A 20209-nucleotide genomic window follows, 5' to 3' on the forward strand; every position below is an offset into this window, starting at 1 on the left:
CTCGTTATTTAAGGCACCAAAACCTATGGGCAGGGGACTACTCCCCTGCCCTCTTTTTGTTAATGAGTCTGCTTTGAATGCCAGAGTTATAGAAAGCTTCCAAACTGCGGGGTCAGCCGTACCGGTCGCCCTACTGAAAATATCTGTAGCTAGGGTCGTGTACCCCGTCAAAGCTAAGCACTATCCGTTCAACGGTACTTGTTCGAAGCTTCTTGGGTATGGCAAGGAGATTAGATTGGCAATAATTTTGTTGTCCGAAACAGATTTGATCGAGCTGGGCTCGCAATAACTTCGGTCGCTGATTGAATTTTGGTGATTCACCGGCGTGTCGTTGAATTCTCAGGTATGAGCAAGGGTCAGACTGCACTCTGTGCCGTCCTGTGCCGTCCTGTGCCGTCCTGTGCCGTCCTGTGCCGTCCTGTGCCGTCCTGTGCCGTCCTGTGCCGTCCTGTGCCGTCCTGTGCCGTCGTGTGCCGTCGTGTGCCGTCGTGTGCCGTCGTGTGCCGTCGTGTGCCGTCGTGTGCCGTCGTGTGCCGTCGTGTGCCGTCGTGTGCCGTCGTGTGCCGTCCTGTGCCGTCGTGTGCCGTCGTGTGCCGTCCTGTGCCGTCCTGTGCCGTCCTGTGCCGTCCTGTGCCGTCCTGTGCCGTCCTGTGCCGTCCTGTGCCGTCCTGTGCCGTCTTCCTACATTCTCAGCTACTTTCACCACCTGGGATCAATCGTGTTTCATTTGACCGGTCCATTCAACTCATGGCTGGTTCTTTGCCACAAAAAAGCTCCGGCTCCCTACCGTGCGGTAGGGAGCCGGAGCTTTTTCTAACTCCAGTTGGATTTAGTGGGCGTGATCGCCGCGATTGTATTCGTAAACCCAACCCAGTACAGCAGCTGCTGCGAAGGGAATGGCAACCAGTACAATCCACCAGTCAATAGCTAGACCCACAACAACGATGGTGCAAGCAACACCGATGAAGAGGGGCCACCATGACCAAGGTGAGTAGAAACCGTAGTCGCCAGCTGCGTCTGCAACTTCACCTTCGAGGTTCTCGTAAGGCATATCAGGGTGCTTCTTGTCCGTGAACTTCAGGAAGTAGTACAAGAAAAGACACATGACAGCTGTTGCAAGAATCGCCGGGAAACCAGCCCATTCCTCGAAATGAGTCATGAATCCATAAACAATGCCTACAGGAATCAGGAAGACGCCGATCAGGCCGAAGATGTTTGCAAGAAGTTTCATTCTTTAGCCTCCTTATCGGTGCGAAGCCTGACGAGCTGCTACAGCAATGTCAGTATTGGTTGACAGTTCGGGGTGGTGCAGGTCCAGGGCGGGACGCTCTGAACGAATGCGGGGCAGGGCAGTGAAGTTGTGACGCGGGGGCGGGCAGGAAGTCGCCCATTCGAGTGAGCCACCGAAGCCCCAAGGATCGTCAACTTCAACCTTCTTGCCGTTGCGGGCAGTAGTCCAAAGGTTCCAGAACCAGGGAATCATTGAGACTGCCAGGAGCATTGAACCTACGGTAGAGAGCTGGTTCATCCAGGTGAAGCCGTCCTCAGCCATGTAATCAGCGTAGCGGCGGGGCATACCATCAACACCAACCCAGTGCTGGACCAGGAAGGTCATGTGGAAACCAATGAAGAGAATCCAGAAGTGAATCTTGCCCAGGCGTTCGTTCAGCATCTTGCCAGTGAACTTAGGCCACCAGAAGTAGAGAGCTGCGAACATGCCGAATACCAGAGTACCGAAGATGACGTAGTGGAAGTGAGCTACTACGAAGTAGGAATCTGACAGGTGGAAGTCCAGCGGCGGGGTTGCCAGGATGATACCGGTAATACCACCAAAGAGGAAGGTAATCAGGAAGCCGAAAACCCAGAGCATGGGGGTTTCGAAGGTGATTGAACCTTGCCACATGGTGCCGATCCAGTTGAAGAACTTAACACCGGTAGGAATACCAATCAGCATGGTCATGAAGGAGAAGAAGGGAAGCATGACCGCGCCGGTGACGTACATGTGGTGAGCCCAGACGGTCACAGACAGAGCCGCGATGGCAATGGTTGCAAAAATCAGGCCCTTGTAGCCAAAGATTGGCTTACGGGAGAAGACCGGAATGATCTCTGAAACGATGCCGAAGAAGGGCAGAGCCAAAACGTAGACCTCGGGGTGACCGAAGAACCAGAAGAGGTGCTGCCAGAGGATGGCACCGCCATTCTCAGGGTCAAAGATGTGGCCACCCAGGCGGCGGTCCATACCCAGCGCAAAGAGAGCTGAAGCCAGCGGCGGGAAGATCATGATGATCAGGATCGCAGTGATGAGGGTGGTCCAGGTGAAAACGGACATACGCCACATGGTCATGCCGGGAGCACGCATGCAGAGGATGGTGGTCAGGAAGTTGACACCACCCATGATGGTACCGAAGCCCTGGAGAGCCAGACCGAAGATCCAGAGGTCACCACCAACAGAGGGGCTGTAGGTAGTGCTGTTCAGGGGTGCGTAAGCGAACCAGCCGAAGGAGGCTGCACCCTGGGGGGTAATGAAGCCTGCGATTGCAACCAGTGAACCGAAAAGGAAGAACCAGAATGCAAGGGAGTTCAGGCGGGGGAAGGCAACGTCCGGGGCGCCAATCTGAAGCGGAACCAGAACGTTAGCGAAACCGGTAAAGAGCGGAGTACCAAACATGAGGAGCATGAGGGTACCGTGCATGGTAAACAGCTGGTTGAACTGTTCCTTGGTTTCGAGGAACTGCATACCGGGTGAGAAGAGCTCCAGTCGCATGAGTAGAGCCATGACACCGGCGAAGCAGAAGAAAATAAACGCAGCAATCAGGTACATGTACCCAATTGTTTTGTGGTCGGTGGAGGTCAGCCAGTTGACGATGATACGTCCCTTGGACTTAGGAACCACCCGCGGTGCAACAGCTGTTGTCTCCGCAGAGTACTCGAGAGTAGTCACTGTTTACCTCTTAGTTGTTGGTGTTCATGTTGGGGTTGCGGTTGTACTCATCACCCAGGCGGCCTTCCTGGCCAGCATCACGGAGTGACTGGATGTAGGCATCGTAATCTGCCTGGCTTACAACCTGTACGTTGAAGAGCATTTCTGAGTGGTATTCACCGCAGAGCTCTGCACACTTACCGGCGTAACGGGCGGGTTCTGAACCGGTGGTGAAGTGCATGGTGTTGGTCATACCGGGAACGGTATCGCGCTTCTCAAGGAAGGCAGGTACCCAGAAAGAGTGGATAACGTCACGGGACTTCAGCTCAAGGGTGACGGTTGAATCGGTTGGCAGGTAGAGAGTGGGGAGGGTATCCTCTACACCTTCCTTACCTTCCTTATCAAGTCGTGCCTGAACACCAGCAAAGTAAACGTTCTCGTCGAGGTAGTTAAAGTCCCAAGCCCACTGCTTGCCGTAAACCTCGATGGTGACATCTGATTGGCCGTTCTCACCCTTGGGCGCAGTGATTTCACGTTCGGCCCGGTCAGAGAAGGTGAAGAAGCTGACAATCAGGATGATGGGAATTGCTGTGTAGAAAATTTCCAGGGGCAGGTGGTAATTCACCTGGCGGGGGTAGCCGGTTTCATACTTGCGGCGGCGGTAAGCGATGATGCACCACAGCATGAGACCCCAGGTGACGAGGCCTACTGCTAGTGCAGCAATCCAGGTACCAATCCAAAGATCCATGATTGTATTTGCGTTATCGGTTACATCACGCTTAGTGGGCAGCCAGCCCACTGATGCCTGTTCTGAACAACCGGTCAAAAGCAACGCAGAGACTGCGGCGACACCAGCGTATGCCTTGCGCTTTAGCCCCTTGCTGCTGGTTCGATGCTGCGAACTCACAGACGGCCCTTCCTGTAGCGATGTGCGTGTCACCTGGTACTGCGTGTGGACAGTATGAACCCAGGTGTTAAATCTTTCAATACGAGCTTACCCTCATTTGTGCTTCTCCGGTGACAATCTGTCATTGAATCGACGTGTCATTACACAAGTATTTCTTGCAGCCTGTGGGGAAAGCGAACGTGGGGCCAGCAGAAGCTGGCCCCACGTGGGTAGATGAGAACTATGTGGGTTCTTAGTGGAAGGAATCTCCACAGGCGCATGATCCCTGGGCATTGGGGTTGTCGATAGAGAAGCCCTGCTTAGAGATGGTGTCTTCAAAATCGATAGTAGATCCCTCGAGGTAAGGAACGCTCATGCGGTCTACGATAACTTCAACTCCATCGAAATCTCGGACGGCATCCCCGTCGAGAACCCGTTCATCAAAGTAGAGCTGATAAATCAGACCGGAGCAACCACCGGGCTGAACAGCAATGCGAAGACGCAGGTCGGTTCGGCCTTCTTGTTCCAGAAGAGTTCGGACCTTATCAGCTGCAACATCGGTCAGGTTTACGCCGTGGGTCGGCAGGTCTTCTACTACAGTTTCACTCATTGGTTTTCCCTTTCATTGAGTTTCAAGCTCAATCTTACGCCGGTTATTTCTATGGCGCGAGATGTTCACCCTCACCTTTTTATCTACCTGTTGTTGGATGCAGTGATCATTAGAGCCTCAGCAAGCATGGCCTTTTTGAAGTCAGGGAGATACAGGGATTCATTGGCGCTGTGGGCCCGGGTGTCGGGATCTTCTACACCGGTAATCAGTATCTGGGCTTCAGGGTAGACCTCAGCCAGGGTTGCGATAAAAGGAATAGAACCCCCCATGCCGGTTGTAACAGGTTCAACACCCCAGGCTTCTTGGAGGGCAGCTAGCCCCAGCTTGGCCCCCTCAGCTGAAAGATCGGCTTGGTAGGGCTGGCCGGAGTCTATAGCCTGGTAGGTTACTTCAGCCCCATGGATATTGTGCTTCTGGACGTGCTGGTCCAGGGCTTCATGGGCTTTTTGGGGGTTCTGGCCCGGTGCAAGGCGAACACTGATGCGGGCACGAGAGGTTGCTGCAATGGTGTTCGACGATTCTGCGACTGAAGTGATGTCCATGCCAATGACTGAAATTGCCGGCTGAGTCCACAGCCGTGAAGAAATACTCCCCCTACCTGCCAACTTCATTGAGTCAAGGATTCCTGAATCAGCTCTAAAATCTGATTCTTCATATTCAATTTCAGGTGAAGGTGCAGATATTAAACCTTCAACTGCGACTGAACCTTCAGAGTCGTGAAGTGTGGAAAGTAATTGGACCAGGACAGTATTAGCATCCAGTAGTGGGCCACCAAACATCCCTGAATGTACAGAATGGCTACTTACACGGACGCTAATATCACCGCTGGCAACCCCGCGCAGGCCGGCAGTTAAGGCAGGAACACCTGCCTTCCAGTTCGCTGAGTCAGCAACGATGATGTAATCACCTGCCAACTTTTCCCGGTAAGTTTTCAAGAAAGTTTCAAAACTAGGTGATCCGGCTTCTTCCTCACCTTCAATAAAGAGGGTAACTCCGACCTTAAAATCATCCCCAAGGACCTCTTGAGCCGCTGCAAATGCAGCGAGGTGCAGAACTATACCTGCCTTGTCATCAGCAGTCCCCCTACCATACATCCGGTCCCCCACAATCGTTGCCTCAAAGGGTTCGGTATCCCAGAGGCTTCTATCACCTGCCGGTTGGACGTCGTGGTGGGCATAGAGCAAAAAGGTGGGGTAACCGTCGGCAGCTTTCTTGTGGGCAACAACAGCAGGCATGCCAGTCTTATGATCACCATAGGGGGCGGAAAGGATTTCAGCTGATTCAAAGCCTGCCGCTAGGGCAAGTTTCTGAACAGCTTCTGCAGAACTTTGAACAAAACTCAGGTCGAAGGACTCCCAAGCAACAGAAGGAATTGCTACAAGATCAGAAAGTGCTTTCAGGTGGCTCTCAAACTGCTCTTCGATAACATGAGAGAGTCGCTGAGTGGTGTCTGGATTAAAACGAGAAGTTGTCATACATCTCAGAATACGCTGTGACTTCTGTTCTATCCATGTTGCCCGCTATCCTTAACAGTGTGTTTGGACGTAACAAAAAATCAGTAGATACCGAGCAGGCAGTAGAAACCTCTGCTACTGAGCCGGTCGCATCAGATCCCCAGCCCACCGCCCACGGCTATACTCCCCCTAAGGGCCGGCCGACCCCCTCGAGAAAAGAGCGAGAAGCAGCCCGTCGCACTCCCCTGGTTCCTGCCGACAGAAAGGCGGCAAAGGAAGCTCAAAGGGAAGCAGACCGGGAGTTTCGGGCTAAGCAGCAGCAGGCCCTTCAAACCGGCGATGAACGTTATCTGCCGGTCAATGACCGCGGTCCGCAACGACGTTACATCCGGGATTACGTCGATGCCAGGTTCAATGTAGGCGATTTTATGCTGATCGTTATTTTGGCCATCTTCATTGTTGGGCTATTTACCCCAGCTTTCCAGCAGTACACAGTGCTTGCTATGTGGGCCTTTATCCTCTTGTGGATTATCGACTACATGATCCTGTGGAGGGGGCTGAAGAAGAAGCTCACTGAAAAGTTTGGTTCTATCGAACCTCGTTCAGGTTTTTACGCTTTTAACCGCTCCATGATGATTCGTCGTTTCCGTCTGCCTAAGCCCCAGGTCAAGCGCGGCGAATACCCCAACTAAAGCACATTATGCTCAATACCTGGGTGGGGCCAGCTAAAGCTGGCCCCACCCAGGTATTTAAGTCATTATCAATTATTTTGAAGCTGCTACAGTTCGATTGAGAATTTTCTTGAGCCCACGGTTCACATGGGCTGCCCACATGGGGCCCTCATAGATAAAGGCTGAATACCCTTGAACAAGGTCAGCACCTGCTTCAAGGCGCTCAGCTACGTCCTCAGCGCTGGTTACCCCACCAACCGAAATCAAGGAAATTTGATCACCGACTGCAGCCTTGAGCAGGGTTAGAACTTCAAGTGAACGCTTTTTGAGTGGGGCTCCTGAAAGGCCGCCTGCTCCAATCTCGGTTAACTTTTGCCGATCAGCGGTCAGGCCGAGGCCTTCACGGGCAATGGTGGTGTTGGTGGCAATGATTCCGTCCAAGCCCAGGCTGAGCGCCATGTCAGCAACATCTCTGATATCTTCATCAGCCAAGTCCGGGGCTATCTTGACAGCTAGGGGCACATGCCGGGTGGGGACGACGCGGTCAGCTTCAGCCCGAACCGCTTGCAACAAAGGCTTCAGGGTCTCGATTGCCTGTAGATCTCTGAGGCCAGGGGTGTTGGGGGAACTGACGTTCACCACCAGGTAGTCAGCCTGGGGGGCTAGGATCCGGGTCGACACAAGGTAATCCTCAACTGCATCTTCAAGGCTGACGACCTTTGTCTTTCCAATATTCACTCCAATAATCGGCCGAACCTTACCCTTATATTCAGCTTCAAGGTCCGCGCGGGCTGCCGCCACTCGGGGCCCAGCTGCTGCTGCCCCGTCGTTGTTGAAACCCATACGGTTGATAATGGCCTTGTCATCTACCAGGCGGAAGAGGCGGGGCTGGGGGTTGCCGGGCTGGGCTTGGCCGGTAATAGTACCAATCTCAATGTGCCCAAACCCAAGGTTGCCCAGGGCTGAAATTGCATGGCCGCCCTTATCGAAGCCAGCAGCAATACCAAAGGGCGAGGGGAAGGTAAGTCCCATGACCTCGGTCGCGAGGGACGGATGAGGAGCAAAAAAACGACCTCCCAGGCGAGTGATACCGGTACGACGAAGGGTCTGCACCCCCCACATGCCCACATGGTGTGCCTTCTCAGCGTCCATGGGTTTAAAGAAGAGTTTGAACAGGGTTGGGTAGATCCGCATCTCGGACCCCTTTCAGCCGCGGCTTTCGCCTAGTGTGGGAAGGAAACTTAAGGTTGGCTCACCTTATCGACAGCTCCACCGTACCGACGGTCACGGCGGGCGTATTCTTCAACAGCCTGCCAGAGTACGGTTCTGTCAACGTCGGGCCACAACACATTCATAAAGACCATCTCAGCGTAGGCGCTCTGCCAGAGCAGAAAGTTTGAAAAACGCTGTTCGCCGGATGTGCGAAGAAAAAGATCTACGTCAGGAAGATCTGGCTCATCGAGGTATTTTTGGAAGATTTTTTCGTTGACGTGCTTGGGCTTAAGACGACCAGCTGCAACGTCCTCGGCAATGAGGGCGGCGGCGTCCGCAATTTCTGCCCTGCCCCCATAATTGACACACATGGTCAGGGTGCATAGGGTGTTGTGCTTGGTTTCTTCCTCGCACTTTTCAAGCAGATTAATAACTGACTTCCAGAGCTTGGGTCGGCGCCCGGCCCAGCGAATGCGCACCCCCCAGCTTTTGAGGGTTTCAAGCTGGCGCTCCAGCACCTCGGATGAGAACCGCATCAGGAAGGCCACCTCATCTGGGCTGCGGCGCCAGTTCTCGGTTGAAAAGGCGTAGGCAGAGACATAGGGAATACCCATTTCAATGGCACCGGCTACTACATCGAGCAGGGCAGCTTCGCCAGCCCGGTGGCCCTCATTGCGGGGCAGGCCGCGTTCGTTAGCCCAGCGCCCGTTCCCGTCCATCACCACAGCAACGTGCTGGGGAACAAACTTACGCGGAATCGCGGGAGCTACGGCGCCGCTGGGGTGGCTGTAGGGCTTCACCGGTGTCATCTACTAGACATCCTTCTCTAGGGTGGTCAGGGTTTTGAGCGGCCGTTCAAGCTGCCACTGCACATAGTCCATGATATGCCGTCCTGCCCTCTGCCGGAGCGCCACCGGGTGCTCCCCCAAAATAAAGGGCCAGTTGCCGGAAGCCAGAGCTGCTAGATAAGCCGGTTCTGCAGTTGCCAGGGGGCTAAGCTGGGGAAAATCGCCGGTACGGGCGCAGTCGCTACAGAGCACGCCCAAGGAGGGAGAAAAATAGCTGAGGTCATCTAAGCTGCCGCAGGCGGCACAGGCACCGATAGCCATGCTCCACCCCGCTGTATGCAGGGCCCGCAGCACATAGGAATCAAGGACGCGGTGGGGCGGGTAGGTGCCCCTGGCTAGGGCTGAGAGGGCACCGGCTAACAGCGTAAACTGCTCCTCGCGACGCTCTTCTTCATGGTTCAGTAGCTGCTCCGCCACCTCTACCAGGACCGCTGCCACCGTATATCGGGTGTAGTCATTGATAATAGGGCCCAGGTAGGCCCGCCGGGTCACGACCTGTGAAATAGTGGCGAGGTTCTTGCCGGGAGATGCTGAAATATCAACCAGCATAAAGGGTTCTAGGCGGGCGCCAATTTTCGAACTGCTCTTGCGTACCCCCTTGGCAACTGCATGTAAAATACCCCGCTGCCGGGTTGCCAAAATAATAATGCGGTCGTGCTCCCCCAGGTCCTGGGTCCGCAAAACAATAGCGCTATCACGAATGGTCTTAGTCGTAGATAGCGCTGAAGTCACGTCTATATTCTCCCATAATTAGTGTGCCAGGTCTCTACCATGACCTGTAATACGGGGCACTCTAAAAAGTGGGCCGCACCGGAAGTGCCGGTGCGGCCCCATCACTTTATTCGCTGGCGTCACGCAGGGCGCGGTTTACAGCTGACACCAGAGCCTTGAGTGAGGCCCGAGTGGTCGAACTGTCGATACCAACCCCCCACAGCACCCGGCTGCCTACAGCTGCTTCAATATAGGAAGCAGCCTGCGCGTTAGCAGCTGAGGCCAGAGTATGCTCCGAATAGTCGAGAACCCGGACGTCCACCCCCTCCTTAGCCAGAATCGACTGTAGGGCCTCAATGGGGCCACTGCCCTGGGCCGTCCGGTTGTAGGTATGGCCGTTGACGTTCAAACCAACCCGCATGGTAGTGGCACCGTGCTCTTCCGAATCAATGGAAAGCGACTCAATCCGGTACTTACCCCAACGGTTATCTGAATCAGAAGCCGGAAGGTACTCGTCCGCAAAAATATCCCACAGGGCCTTGCTCTCAACCTCGCCACCTTCAGCGTCGGTACGGGCCTGAACAATAGCCGAAAATTCCTGCTGGGCCCGCTTGGGCAAATCCAGGCCATAGTCCTTCTTCAGCAAGTAGGCAACACCGCCCTTACCTGACTGAGAATTCACCCGAATCACAGCCTCGTAGGTCCGGCCCAGGTCCTTAGGATCGATGGGCAGGTAGGGAACAGCCCAGACCAAATCATCGACGCTCTTACCCTGCTCGGCAGCGTCCTTCTCCATCCGCTCAAAGCCCTTCTTGATAGCGTCCTGGTGGGAGCCGGAGAAGGCAGTGAAGACCAAATCGCCACCGTAGGGGGAACGCTCATGCACAGGCAGCTGGTTGCAGTATTCAACGGTTCGGCGGATTTCATCGATATCAGAGAAATCGATTTCGGGATCGATGCCCTGGGTGTACAGGTTCAAACCCAGGGTAACTAGGTCTACGTTGCCGGTGCGCTCGCCGTTGCCGAAGAGGCAACCCTCGATACGGTCAGCACCAGCAAGGTAGCCCAGCTCCGCAGCAGCAACACCGGTACCGCGATCATTGTGCGGGTGCAGGGAAAGAACAACGTGTTCGCGGTTGGTCAGGTGGCGGCTCATCCACTCTACCGAGTCTGCGTAGACGTTAGGAGTGGCCATCTCGACGGTTGCAGGCAGGTTGATAATAACTTCCTTGCCTTCGCCAATCCCCAGTTCGTCCGTCACAGCATTGCAGACCTTGACAGCGTATTCCAGTTCGGTCCCGGTAAAAGACTCAGGTGAGTACTCATAGGTGACCTTAGTATCACCGGCAAGCTGTTCCTCGTACTTCTTGCAGAGTCGGGCACCGGTCAGGGCAATATCCAAGATGCCGTCCTGGTCCTGGTTGAAAACGACCCGGCGCTGCAGAACAGAGGTGGAGTTGTAGAAGTGGACGATAGCCTTGGGGGCCCCGTCAATTGCTTCAAACGTCTTCTGAATCAGGTGTTCCCGGCACTGCACCAGAACCTGAATCGTCACGTCGTTCGGGATGTGGCCGTCTTCAATCAGGGTGCGCACAAAGTTAAAATCAGTGGCTGAGGCAGAGGGGAAACCAACCTCAATCTCCTTGTAGCCCATCTTGACCAAGAGCTTGAACATTGCCAGTTTCCGCTCGGTATCCATGGGATCAATTAGGGCCTGGTTGCCGTCCCGAAGATCTACTGCGCACCAACGGGGGGCCTTGGACATCTTCTGGTTGGGCCAGGTCCGATCCGGCAGATCAACCTTGATCTGCTGGTCAAAGGGGACGTACTTGTGGAAGGGCATGGGTGAGGGCTTCTGAAAATTTTTCATGGTAATACCTTTGATACATAAATGAGGTTTGAGTCAGCCGGGCATCACTCACCCGTAAGGAAGCTACACCCGGCAGGCTTCCTTACGGCACATAAGCTGTTTTAGGGTCATCTCACTCATACCTTCAAATTATCACGCTTAGCTTCTATGGGTGGAAAGAACGTACGATAAGTCCACCATCTGAATGTACAGACCGGCTGGGACCTTCCAAGCAGGAGGGGCCCAGCCGGTTCTTAGCATTTAGTAACTAGTGAATGCTTGCTGGCAGGTCACCTGATCGGCAGTCTGACCGCTTGCACCACCGGTAATTGCAGTTTCATTCTGGACTTCGATCCTATCGCTCTTTGCTAGATCAGAACCGATTACCAAGGAGATGGCGTAAACCTGCTCAGAGGCTATGACCTGCGTGATACCGAAAATATCTGCGATAGCCTGGGCCTCTGCCTCAAAACCGTAGGGGTAGTACAGCAACGATTCAGTGTAAACCGTGCCCCCTTCTTCGGCCGTGATATCTGTAAAGCCAGCCTCTTCGATGGGCCCTACAAGGGTATCGACCCGCCCCTCAACCCCGCTACCGTTAGTGACAACAACGGGAAGGGCAAAGGAGAGAACAGGTTCTGCTACGGGTTCTTCAGCAACTGCTGTTTCTTCGCTGGGAGCCGGTGCCGGTTCTTCAACCAGGGACTGGTCATTTTGCAGCTTGGTAAAGAAATCTTCGGCGTCAGCTGAGAGCTGCAGCTTATTGGCATCGTAAACGTACGGTTCATTGGGGACGGTGGCAAAGACGACCTTGCTCAAATCCGCCTGGGCAAAAATGGTTCCGAGGCTCACCAGATTGCTGATCTTGGTCAGGTCCTTATCGATGGTGGCATTCTGAGTGATAGCTTCAGCAATGCTGTAGAGCTGGGCTGGGTTGCTCAGAGTACCCTCTGATTGAACCTTGCGTAGCAAGGAGGCAAGGAAACTCTGTTGGGCCTGAATACGGGCGGTATCGCTACCGTCGCCAAAACCGTGGCGGGAGCGGAGGAAGGCCAGCGCTTGCTCCCCCTCAACCGTTGACACGCCGGCAGGCAGCATTAAACCACTGTAGGGGTCATCAATTTCCTGGTTGACGCACACCTGAACTCCACCAACAGCGCTAGACAGGGCTTTGACAGCATTAAAATCAACCAGCATGAAATGGTCGATTGCGACACCGGTGATGTTGCTGATCGTAGCGACGGTGCAACCAGGGCCACCCCGGCCCAGGGACTCATTGATCTGGGTATCTAAGGTTGAAGGGTAGACCTCTCCCGTTTCAGGGTCAGTACAGCGAGGGATATTGACGATCAGATCACGAGGGAAGGAAATGACGTTAACATTTGACCGGTCTTCGCTCACCTGTACCAGCATCATGACGTCAGAACGGGCACCGGATGCGGCGTCTTCTTCAGTCCCGTATTGGCTATTTGAACCCTGTCGAGAATCTGACCCGATTACGAGAATATCAAGGGGGCCGTTGGCCAGGTTGGACGAGAGCTCACCGATGTTGAGTTCAGCGGTTTGGACATTAGACCGGAGTCGCAGTAAGGCAAAGCCACCGAGGGCAAGGACGATACCGAGTAGAGCAATACACGAAAGGGCAGCCCATTTCACGATGCGTGATTGGATAGGTTGGTTACGCAGGTGTTTTCCTTGGGGACGCCCGGTGCCGTGCGTACCCTGGTGCTGATCTGCCATTTCAGTGTCTCCGAAATCTAAGGGGCGGCCAGGAGGCCGTCAGAACATGGTGAAATGTCTGCCCAGGTGGGAAGGAAGATGCTAAAAGCCAAGTTTGCCGAGAGCGCGGGAATCCCGTTGCCAGTCTTTAGCTACTTTAACATGAATTGATAGGTAAACCTTAGTTCCAAGGAGGGCCTCTATATTATGGCGGGCGATCTGGCCAATCTCTTTGAGACGGGCACCCCGCTTACCGATAATAATCCCCTTTTGGGAATCACGCTCAACAAAAAGATTGACATGAATATCGAGGAGGGGGTTGTTAGCGCTCCGTCCTTCGCGCAGAGCCATGTCTTCAACAGTGACCGCAACCGAGTGGGGCAGCTCGTCCTGAACCCCTTCAAGGGCTGCTTCACGGACCAGTTCAGCCACCAAGGTCGCCTCAGGCTCGTCCGTTAGTTCACCGGTGGGATAGAGCGGAGGTGAAACAGGAAGGTGGGTAGAGAGGAGCTGGGCTACCTCTTCAACCTGGTAATCCTTGACAGCGGAAACCGGAATGATATCGGCCCAACCGCCCCGGCCGTCATTGAGGGGTGCAGCAGGAGTCTGGGACTTGCCTCGTTGGGCTGCCGGGCCACTGCCCTTTCGGAAGGGCAGCTCCTCCCCCGCCTTCTTGCGTTCCTGCCGTTCACGTCGTTGGGCCCGAGCTGCCCGTTCAGCGCTCATGATTTCATCGCCGAGAACAGAAACTGCAATTAGCTGCTCTGCTAGCTGCTCATGGCTGACCTTATCGGCTTTCGTCACGATAGCGACAATCGGTTTGTTGCCTGAGGCTGCAAGTTGCTGGGCGATATAACGGTCACCCGGGCCGATTTTTTCATCCGCTGGGATACAGAAGCCAATGACATCAACCTCAGAGAGGGTTTGGGCAACCATGTCGTTGAGACGTTCGCCCAAAAGTGTCCGGGGCCGGTGCAGGCCCGGGGTATCAACCAGCACCAGCTGGAAATCGTCCCTGTGGACAATTCCACGAATAGTATGGCGGGTAGTCTGCGGGCGGTTAGACGTAATAGCAACCTTCTGCCCGACCAAGGCGTTTGTCAGGGTAGATTTGCCAGCGTTCGGGCGGCCAACAAGGACAGCAAAACCGGCGGTGTAGTGGTCGGGGAAGGACGCAAATTGCACGCAATACTCCAGGGATCATAGGTAAAGTGTCGTTACGATTCACTCTACAGGGAAAAGTAGACCTAGCTTGAACAAGACGTGCTATGAAGGCTCATCCGGGAGCAAACTCTCATCAGCAGCACAGTATGCAGGGCCAACAGATTTGCTTCGGATGCCTCAAAGCCCCTAACGATCGTAGTCAGGGGCTTTGGATGAGTTAGTTAGAGGTGTTGCTGGATATCAGGCTCTGATGGGGTTCGGGGCTCAGCCCACACCTGCAAGGTTCCAATCTTATTCCGACGGCCACGGGAGCCGATAGCCTTAATATGGATTCCTTCAACGACGACCTCGCTACCGATAATCGGAACTCGGCCCAGATGTTTAGCTACCAGACCGCCGACGGTGTCGACGTCCTCATCATCGAGCTCAACACCGAATAACTCCCCCAATTCCCAGATGCCTAGGCGGGAACTGATATTGAAGGTGCCGTCCTCTTGCATTGAAATCTCCGGCTTTTCGTTATCGTATTCATCAGAGATATCACCCACTAATTCCTCAATGAGATCTTCGAGAGTGACCAGGCCGGCAGTTCCTCCGTATTCATCAACGACGATTGCAACATGGGTAGATTCCCGCTGCATTTCTTTCAAGAGGTCCATCACGCGTTTTGATTCCGGTTCAAAACGGGCCGGGCGAAGAAGCTGAGCAATCGTCAGCCCCTCCCCCCTATCCCGCAAGCCGGCCATAGCGTCCTTGAGGTAAAGGAAGCCACGAACGTCGTCAAATGAAGTGCCCAGGACGGGAACCCGGGAATAGCCAGACCGGAGAAAGAGGGACAGCGCGTCATCGACGGTTTCATCAATGCCGACGGTGACCATATCCGCCCGAGGCACCATAATGGAGCGAATCCGGGTTTCATCAAGCTCGAAAATCGACTGAACCATCTCTGCTTCATCGTGTTCGATTGCCTCAGAAGAGTTAGCCCGGTCCACAAATTCAAGGATTTCATCTTCGGTGAAAATACCGGTGACCTGCACCGAGTCCTTCGGGCTGAACTTTCGCGACAGGGCGGTGAGCACAGAGGAAAAGGGACGGGTAAGCTGACCGAGGACGTACACAAGCCCAGACATGCGGGTAAAGACCTGGGTGTGCTTTGTCCGTCCTAGCAATCGAGGGGCAACACCGAAAAATACATAGGTGAGTGTAGCCATCACAAGTAGGGTCACTAGAACAGACGCCCACCTTGCGTGGAATAGGCCGTCTACCAGTACGTAGCAACAAACGATGGAAGAAACCTCAGCGAGCACACGCCACAGGCGCAGGGACCGGAAGTAGGCTTCAGGGTCAGCAAGAACAGCCCTAATTTTCTGATCCCCTGATTCCTCAGCCAAACGGGTCGCCTCAGACCGGGGTAGGTAAGTGTAAGACGACTCAGTAGCAGTCAGCAGATACCCCAGGAGAACAAGGGCGACTACAGCTAGAGCAAGGAGTATCGACACGACCACCGGTTAGTGCCTCGTCTCAACGGGGGCGGGGCGTCCGAGGAACCCCTCTAGAATCGTTCGCTGAATGCCAAACATTTCAGCTTCCTCTTCAGCCGTGGCATGGTCGTACCCCAGGCAGTGCAAAATTCCATGGGTGGTTAGCAGACACAGCTCATCAAGAGTGGAATGGCCAGCGTCAGCCCCCTGGCGGGCGGCCACAGGCGGGCAGAGCACAATATCACCCAGGACGCCGGTAGCAGGCTCCTCATCAGTTCCGGGAGTCAGCTCGTCCATGGGGAAACTCATGACATCGGTGGGGCCAGGAAGGTCCATCCAGTCAATATGGATGCGCTCCATTTCCTCTTCCCCCACAATGGCGATAGACAGCTCAGTGTCTTGAGATACCTTCATGTGGGCAAAAGCGTAGGCGACAAGCCTCTGTAAAACCTCGATATCTACAGCTTCAAAAGATTCACGAACAAAGTCGCTTGCCTCCGTGCCGGGGTCTTCAAGATCAAACTCAATATTCATGAAACTAGGCCTTCTCTTCTGAATGTACTTCGATACCTGATTGCTGTAGCAGCTTCTCGGCAGCGGCCTCAATAGTTTGTCGCTTAACCTTGCGGTGACGGCGGCGCTCCATAGAGGACTTAGCATCATCCCACTTATCGTAGGCGCTCACAATATCTGATACCAGGGAGTGACGGACCACGTCCTCGGCCTGCAAAACCGCGAAATGGATATCGTCAATACCCTCAAGGATTTGCCGAATCTGTTTGAGGCCAGAAGCCTGCCCCCCGGGTAGATCGACCTGGGTAACGTCCCCTGTGATGACCATTTTGGAGCCAAAGCCCAGGCGGGTCAGGAACATCTTCATCTGCTCCACCGTGGTGTTCTGAGCTTCGTCCAAGATGATGAAGGCATCATTCAGCGTACGTCCGCGCATATAGGCTAAAGGTGCTACCTCAATCGTCCCAGCCTCCATCAGACGCGGAATGGTTTCGGGGTCCATCATGTCGTGCAGGGCATCGTAGAGCGGGCGCAGATAGGGGTCAATCTTCTCGTTCAGAGACCCGGGTAGGAAGCCCAGGCGCTCGCCCGCTTCAACAGCCGGGCGGGTCAGGATAATGCGGTTGACCTCCTTGGACTGGAGGGCCTGAACAGCCTTAGCCATTGCTAGGTAGGTCTTACCGGTACCGGCAGGCCCGATCCCAAAAACTACGGTGTTGGCGTCAATCGCATCAACATAGGACTTCTGGTTAATGGTCTTGGGCCGGATATTCTTACCCCGCGAGCTCAGAATATTCTGGCTGATGGCGGTTGCTGGGTGGGAGAGGCTGGCCGTCATCATGCCCATAATGCGCTTGACTACTTCACTGGTGACCTGGGTGTCATTTTCTACCAGAATGGTTAGTTCAGCGAGCAGGCGGACGGTGGTGGCAACGGTTTCGGAGGGACCGGTCACGACCACATCCAGCCCCTTGGGGCGAATAGTGAGACCGGGGAAGCTGTGCTCAATCAGGGTGATGTTTCCATCGTGGGGGCCCAGCACCGCAACCATTTCTTCGGTTGACCGGAAGGAGAAGGTGCGGGCAACGGAAAGGGGGCGGCTGCTTGCCGTTGGTGAGGTAGTCATAAATGCCCGTTCGGGCTGTCAGAGCTCCTTGAAATACAAAGCGTTAGCGGTAGTTCTTACTTTACCTGTAGCCCAACAGGGTTTACCAGCGTCCTAGGGCGACATTGAGGGCGGAAATGGCGGCGGCCCCGGCGGTTGAGCTGCGGAGAATTTCAGGCCCCAGCAGGACCGGGTGGGCTCCGGCGACGGTGAGCAGGTCGATCTCCTGGGGGCTGATCCCGCCTTCGGGACCAACGATGAAGTAGACCTCTTTGACCTGCTCGGTAAGGTGCTGGTCAAGGGCCTCAGTCAGCCGGTTGTCAGCCTCTTCGTGCAGAACTAGGAAGAGAGCCTCCTGCCCCAGTTCCTGAGCCAAATCAGCAAGGTCAGCAGTGGAATGTTGTTCGTAGACCTCAGGTAGCAGGGCCCGGCGGGACTGCTTGGCTGCAGCCCGCACGGTATTCTGCCACTTGGCCCGGGCCTTAACAGCCCGGTCCATCTTCCAGCGAACGATGGACCGGTCAGCGCTCCAAGGAACTATGCCGTGGGCACCAAGTTCGGTGGCCATCTCAATAGCCTGGATATCCCGATCTCCCTTGGCAAGAGCCTGCACCAGGTAAATCTCCGCACCCACTGCGTCCTGGGTGAGTTCCAGAACCTCCAGCACGGGGCCGTCCTGGTTCAGCTCCACTACCTTGGTAATTGCCCGGTTACCTGTCCCGTCCACCACATCGAGCCCCTCGCCTAGCTCTGGCCTCTTGACCAGGGCATGGTGCCCCTCATCTCCGGTCAGGTGCAGGGTGGAACCGGGCATTAGGGATGCTAACTCGTCAGGTTCGATGTAGTAGACAGCGTTGCTCACCGAGTCCTCCTATTTGAGGTGGTCTTTGAGGCGGGAGAAGAAGCCTCCCTGCTTATGGGTAACAGTTTCACTGACCTGTAGGTCCTCCCCGCGCAACTCAGAGAACTGCTTGAGCAGGTTCTTCTGTTCGTCTGTGAGGTCGGTGGGGGTGCGTACTTCAATCTGGACGCGAAGATCACCACGTCCGCCGCCGCGTAGGCGGTTGACGCCCAGGTCCTTGAGGGTAATGACGTCGCCAGATTGGGTGCCGGTGGGAATCTGCACCTGCTGGGGACCGTCAAAGGATTCAAGAGTGATGGTGGTACCCAGGGCCGCTGCGGTCATGGGTACGCCTACAGTGGCGACCAGGTCATCGCCGTCCCGGCTGAAGGTGGGGTCAGGGTTGACTCGCAGCTCAACGTAGAGGTCGCCATTGGGGCCACCGGCTGTACCTGCCTCCCCCTGGCCAGCCAGGCGGATCCGGGCACCGTTGGTGACACCGGCAGGAATCTTGATGGTCAGAGGCTTGCGTTCACGCACGCGCCCCTCCCCATAGCATTCGGCGCAGGGGTGCTTGATGACGGTGCCAAACCCGCGGCAGGTGGGGCACTCCACCGGTTGAACGACGGTGCCCAGAATCGATTGAACCTGACGCTGCATGTAGCCCTGGCCGTGGCAGGTGTCGCAGGTTTCGGGGTGGGTTCCCTCAGCGGTACCCTCCCCCTGGCAGAGATCACAGGTAACGGCGGTATCAACGGTGATGGGCTTATTGGTGCCAAAGACGGCATCTTTCAAGTCAATCTTGACGTTAATCAGGGCGTCTTGCCCCTGTCGCATCCGGCTTTGGGGGCCACGAGGGGAGGCATTGAAGAAGGTGTCGAAAATATCCTGGAAGCCACCAAAACCGCCAAAGCCTGCTCCGGCACCTCCGAAACCGCCAGCGGTACCGTTCTCGTTGCCAGTCTGGTCATAGATGCGCCGTTTTTCAGGGTCTGACAAAACATCGTGGGCAAGGGAGACCCGCTTAAATTCTTCAGCTGCCTCTTCTGACGGGTTAATATCTGGGTGGAGTTGGCGGGCTTTTTTGCGGTAGGCCTTCTTAATTTCTTCAGGGCTTGCGTCGCGGGAAACACCGAGGGTTTCGTAATGGCTACTCAAGGGGCTGACCTTTCGTGAACGGAGGGGTAGATTAGTAGATTCTAAAAGCTTGTTACTGTTGGCCCAAGATAGTTGAAAGATACCGGGCTACTGCATTGACCTTGGACAGGGTACTGATGTAATCCATGCGGGTTGGCCCAACAACACCCAGATTGGCTGTTCCACCCGGCCCATAACTGTGGGCAACCACTGCGGTCTCAGCCAGGGACTCATCCCTGTTTTCTGCCCCGATACTGACGGCCAGACCGTGCTCATCGTGCTCCAAGTTAGTCAATAGTTTCAGGAGAACAACCTGCTCCTCTAAGGCATCGAGAATGGGGGCGATACTGCCCTGGAAGTCCACGGTAGCTTGGGCTAGATAGGCTGTTCCAGCCACAAGAACCTGAGCTGAACAGCCCTGGCTGGCCACCAGGTTGAGGGCTTTGAACACCTCGTGGACAAGGGGACGGGCTGCTTCCGGTGCCTGGGCCTCAGCCAGGAGATTCAGGGGTTCTTGGGCATAGAGGTCCATCAGACCCTGGCGTACAGCCGGCAGTTCCTCCGGTGTATGAAGTGCCGTGATTGTTCGTTGATAGACCTGGCCGGTACTGGTAATGAGGATAACCAGCAGGGTGTTGCTGGCCAAAGAGACCAGTTCGATATGGCGAACAATTGCCTCAGGGCCGGTGGGATACTGGACAACTGCAACCTGTTGGGTGAGGGAAGAGAGCAGGCGGACGCTGGCCTTCATCATGTCATCCACGCTCTCAGCGCTTTCCAACAGGGTATGGATGGCCCTTTTCTCAGCAGCTGATAGGGGTTGAAGGTCCGCAATCTGATTGACAAAAAGGCGGTAACCCTGATCTGTGGGCACTCGGCCAGCACTGGCGTGCGGGGCCCGAATGAGTCCCTGCTCCTCAAGGGCTGCCATATCGTTCCGGACGGTTGCACTTGAGACGCCGAGCTGGTGCCGTTCAATCAGGGTCTTGGACCCAACAGGCTCACGGGTATGAACGTATTCCTCAACGATAGCCTGCAGAACTTGCAGTCTTCGTGGGTGGTTCATGGAGCCTCCTGTCCGTCCAATC

18 protein-coding genes are annotated in these 20209 nt (G+C 55.2%); 1 reads left to right on the forward strand and 17 read right to left on the reverse strand.

Annotation, left to right across the window (positions count from 1 at the left end; genetic code table 11):
* Positions 1–829: 829 nt before the first annotated feature.
* From ACMXX3_RS07450 to ACMXX3_RS07470, 5 genes are all read right to left on the reverse strand, one after another.
* Complete coding sequence (locus tag ACMXX3_RS07450) at positions 830–1231, reverse strand: cytochrome c oxidase subunit 4 (RefSeq protein ID WP_421084100.1); 402 nt, start codon at positions 1229–1231, stop codon at positions 830–832.
* A gap of 12 nt (positions 1232–1243) precedes the next feature.
* Positions 1244–2941 (reverse strand): cytochrome c oxidase subunit I, encoded by a 1698-nt coding sequence (gene ctaD, locus ACMXX3_RS07455; RefSeq protein ID WP_421084101.1) that lies wholly within the window; start codon positions 2939–2941, stop codon positions 1244–1246.
* A gap of 10 nt (positions 2942–2951) precedes the next feature.
* Positions 2952–3827, reverse strand: a complete 876-nt coding sequence (coxB, locus tag ACMXX3_RS07460; RefSeq protein WP_421084102.1) for a cytochrome c oxidase subunit II — start codon at positions 3825–3827, stop codon at positions 2952–2954.
* Between the two features lie 232 nt (positions 3828–4059).
* Positions 4060–4416, reverse strand: a complete 357-nt coding sequence (locus tag ACMXX3_RS07465) for a HesB/IscA family protein (protein WP_421084103.1) — start codon at positions 4414–4416, stop codon at positions 4060–4062.
* Between the two features lie 83 nt (positions 4417–4499).
* Positions 4500–5891 carry a dipeptidase gene (locus ACMXX3_RS07470; RefSeq protein WP_421084104.1) on the reverse strand — a complete coding sequence of 464 codons (1392 nt, stop codon included), beginning with the start codon at positions 5889–5891 and terminating at the stop codon, positions 4500–4502.
* A gap of 59 nt (positions 5892–5950) precedes the next feature.
* Between ACMXX3_RS07470 and ACMXX3_RS07475 the strand changes: the two genes are divergently transcribed.
* Complete coding sequence (locus ACMXX3_RS07475; protein WP_421084105.1) at positions 5951–6562, forward strand: DUF3043 domain-containing protein; 612 nt, start codon at positions 5951–5953, stop codon at positions 6560–6562.
* A 72-nt stretch (positions 6563–6634) separates the two neighbouring features.
* Here the strand turns inward: ACMXX3_RS07475 and ACMXX3_RS07480 are convergent, their stop codons facing one another.
* The 12 genes from ACMXX3_RS07480 to hrcA all read right to left on the reverse strand — a co-directional run bounded on the left by ACMXX3_RS07480 (position 6635) and on the right by hrcA (position 20187).
* Positions 6635–7735, reverse strand: a complete 1101-nt coding sequence (locus ACMXX3_RS07480; RefSeq protein ID WP_421084106.1) for a quinone-dependent dihydroorotate dehydrogenase — start codon at positions 7733–7735, stop codon at positions 6635–6637.
* Between the two features lie 47 nt (positions 7736–7782).
* Positions 7783–8562, reverse strand: coding sequence for an isoprenyl transferase (locus ACMXX3_RS07485; RefSeq protein ID WP_421084107.1), 780 nt, complete (start codon positions 8560–8562; stop codon positions 7783–7785).
* Positions 8563–8565: 3 nt separating this feature from the next.
* Positions 8566–9333, reverse strand: a complete 768-nt coding sequence (gene recO, locus ACMXX3_RS07490; RefSeq protein WP_421084108.1) for a DNA repair protein RecO — start codon at positions 9331–9333, stop codon at positions 8566–8568.
* Between the two features lie 106 nt (positions 9334–9439).
* Positions 9440–11182, reverse strand: coding sequence for a 2-isopropylmalate synthase (gene leuA / locus ACMXX3_RS07495; protein WP_421084109.1), 1743 nt, complete (start codon positions 11180–11182; stop codon positions 9440–9442).
* A 240-nt stretch (positions 11183–11422) separates the two neighbouring features.
* A complete protein-coding gene (locus ACMXX3_RS07500; protein ID WP_421084110.1) occupies positions 11423–12901 on the reverse strand; it encodes an LCP family protein in 1479 nt (492 codons plus the stop codon).
* 81 nt (positions 12902–12982) lie between these two features.
* Positions 12983–14065 (reverse strand): GTPase Era, encoded by a 1083-nt coding sequence (locus tag ACMXX3_RS07505; protein ID WP_421084111.1) that lies wholly within the window; start codon positions 14063–14065, stop codon positions 12983–12985.
* A gap of 200 nt (positions 14066–14265) precedes the next feature.
* Positions 14266–15543 (reverse strand): hemolysin family protein, encoded by a 1278-nt coding sequence (locus ACMXX3_RS07510; RefSeq protein ID WP_421084112.1) that lies wholly within the window; start codon positions 15541–15543, stop codon positions 14266–14268.
* A gap of 9 nt (positions 15544–15552) precedes the next feature.
* The gene (ybeY, locus tag ACMXX3_RS07515; protein ID WP_421084113.1) at positions 15553–16059 is read right to left on the reverse strand and encodes an rRNA maturation RNase YbeY; all 507 of its coding nucleotides are present in this window, start codon (positions 16057–16059) and stop codon (positions 15553–15555) included.
* Positions 16060–16063: 4 nt separating this feature from the next.
* On the reverse strand, positions 16064–17164 hold the full coding sequence (locus tag ACMXX3_RS07520) for a PhoH family protein (protein ID WP_421084114.1): 1101 nt from the start codon (positions 17162–17164) through the stop codon (positions 16064–16066).
* An 82-nt stretch (positions 17165–17246) separates the two neighbouring features.
* Positions 17247–18005 carry a 16S rRNA (uracil(1498)-N(3))-methyltransferase gene (locus ACMXX3_RS07525; protein WP_421084115.1) on the reverse strand — a complete coding sequence of 253 codons (759 nt, stop codon included), beginning with the start codon at positions 18003–18005 and terminating at the stop codon, positions 17247–17249.
* A gap of 9 nt (positions 18006–18014) precedes the next feature.
* Positions 18015–19142 carry a molecular chaperone DnaJ gene (gene dnaJ / locus ACMXX3_RS07530; RefSeq protein ID WP_421084116.1) on the reverse strand — a complete coding sequence of 376 codons (1128 nt, stop codon included), beginning with the start codon at positions 19140–19142 and terminating at the stop codon, positions 18015–18017.
* A gap of 52 nt (positions 19143–19194) precedes the next feature.
* Positions 19195–20187, reverse strand: a complete 993-nt coding sequence (hrcA, locus tag ACMXX3_RS07535; protein ID WP_421084117.1) for a heat-inducible transcriptional repressor HrcA — start codon at positions 20185–20187, stop codon at positions 19195–19197.
* Between the last annotated feature and the right edge of the window lie 22 nt (positions 20188–20209).

The organism is Rothia nasimurium, assembly GCF_049068285.1.
GTDB classification, from domain to species: domain Bacteria; phylum Actinomycetota; class Actinomycetes; order Actinomycetales; family Micrococcaceae; genus Rothia; species Rothia nasimurium_I.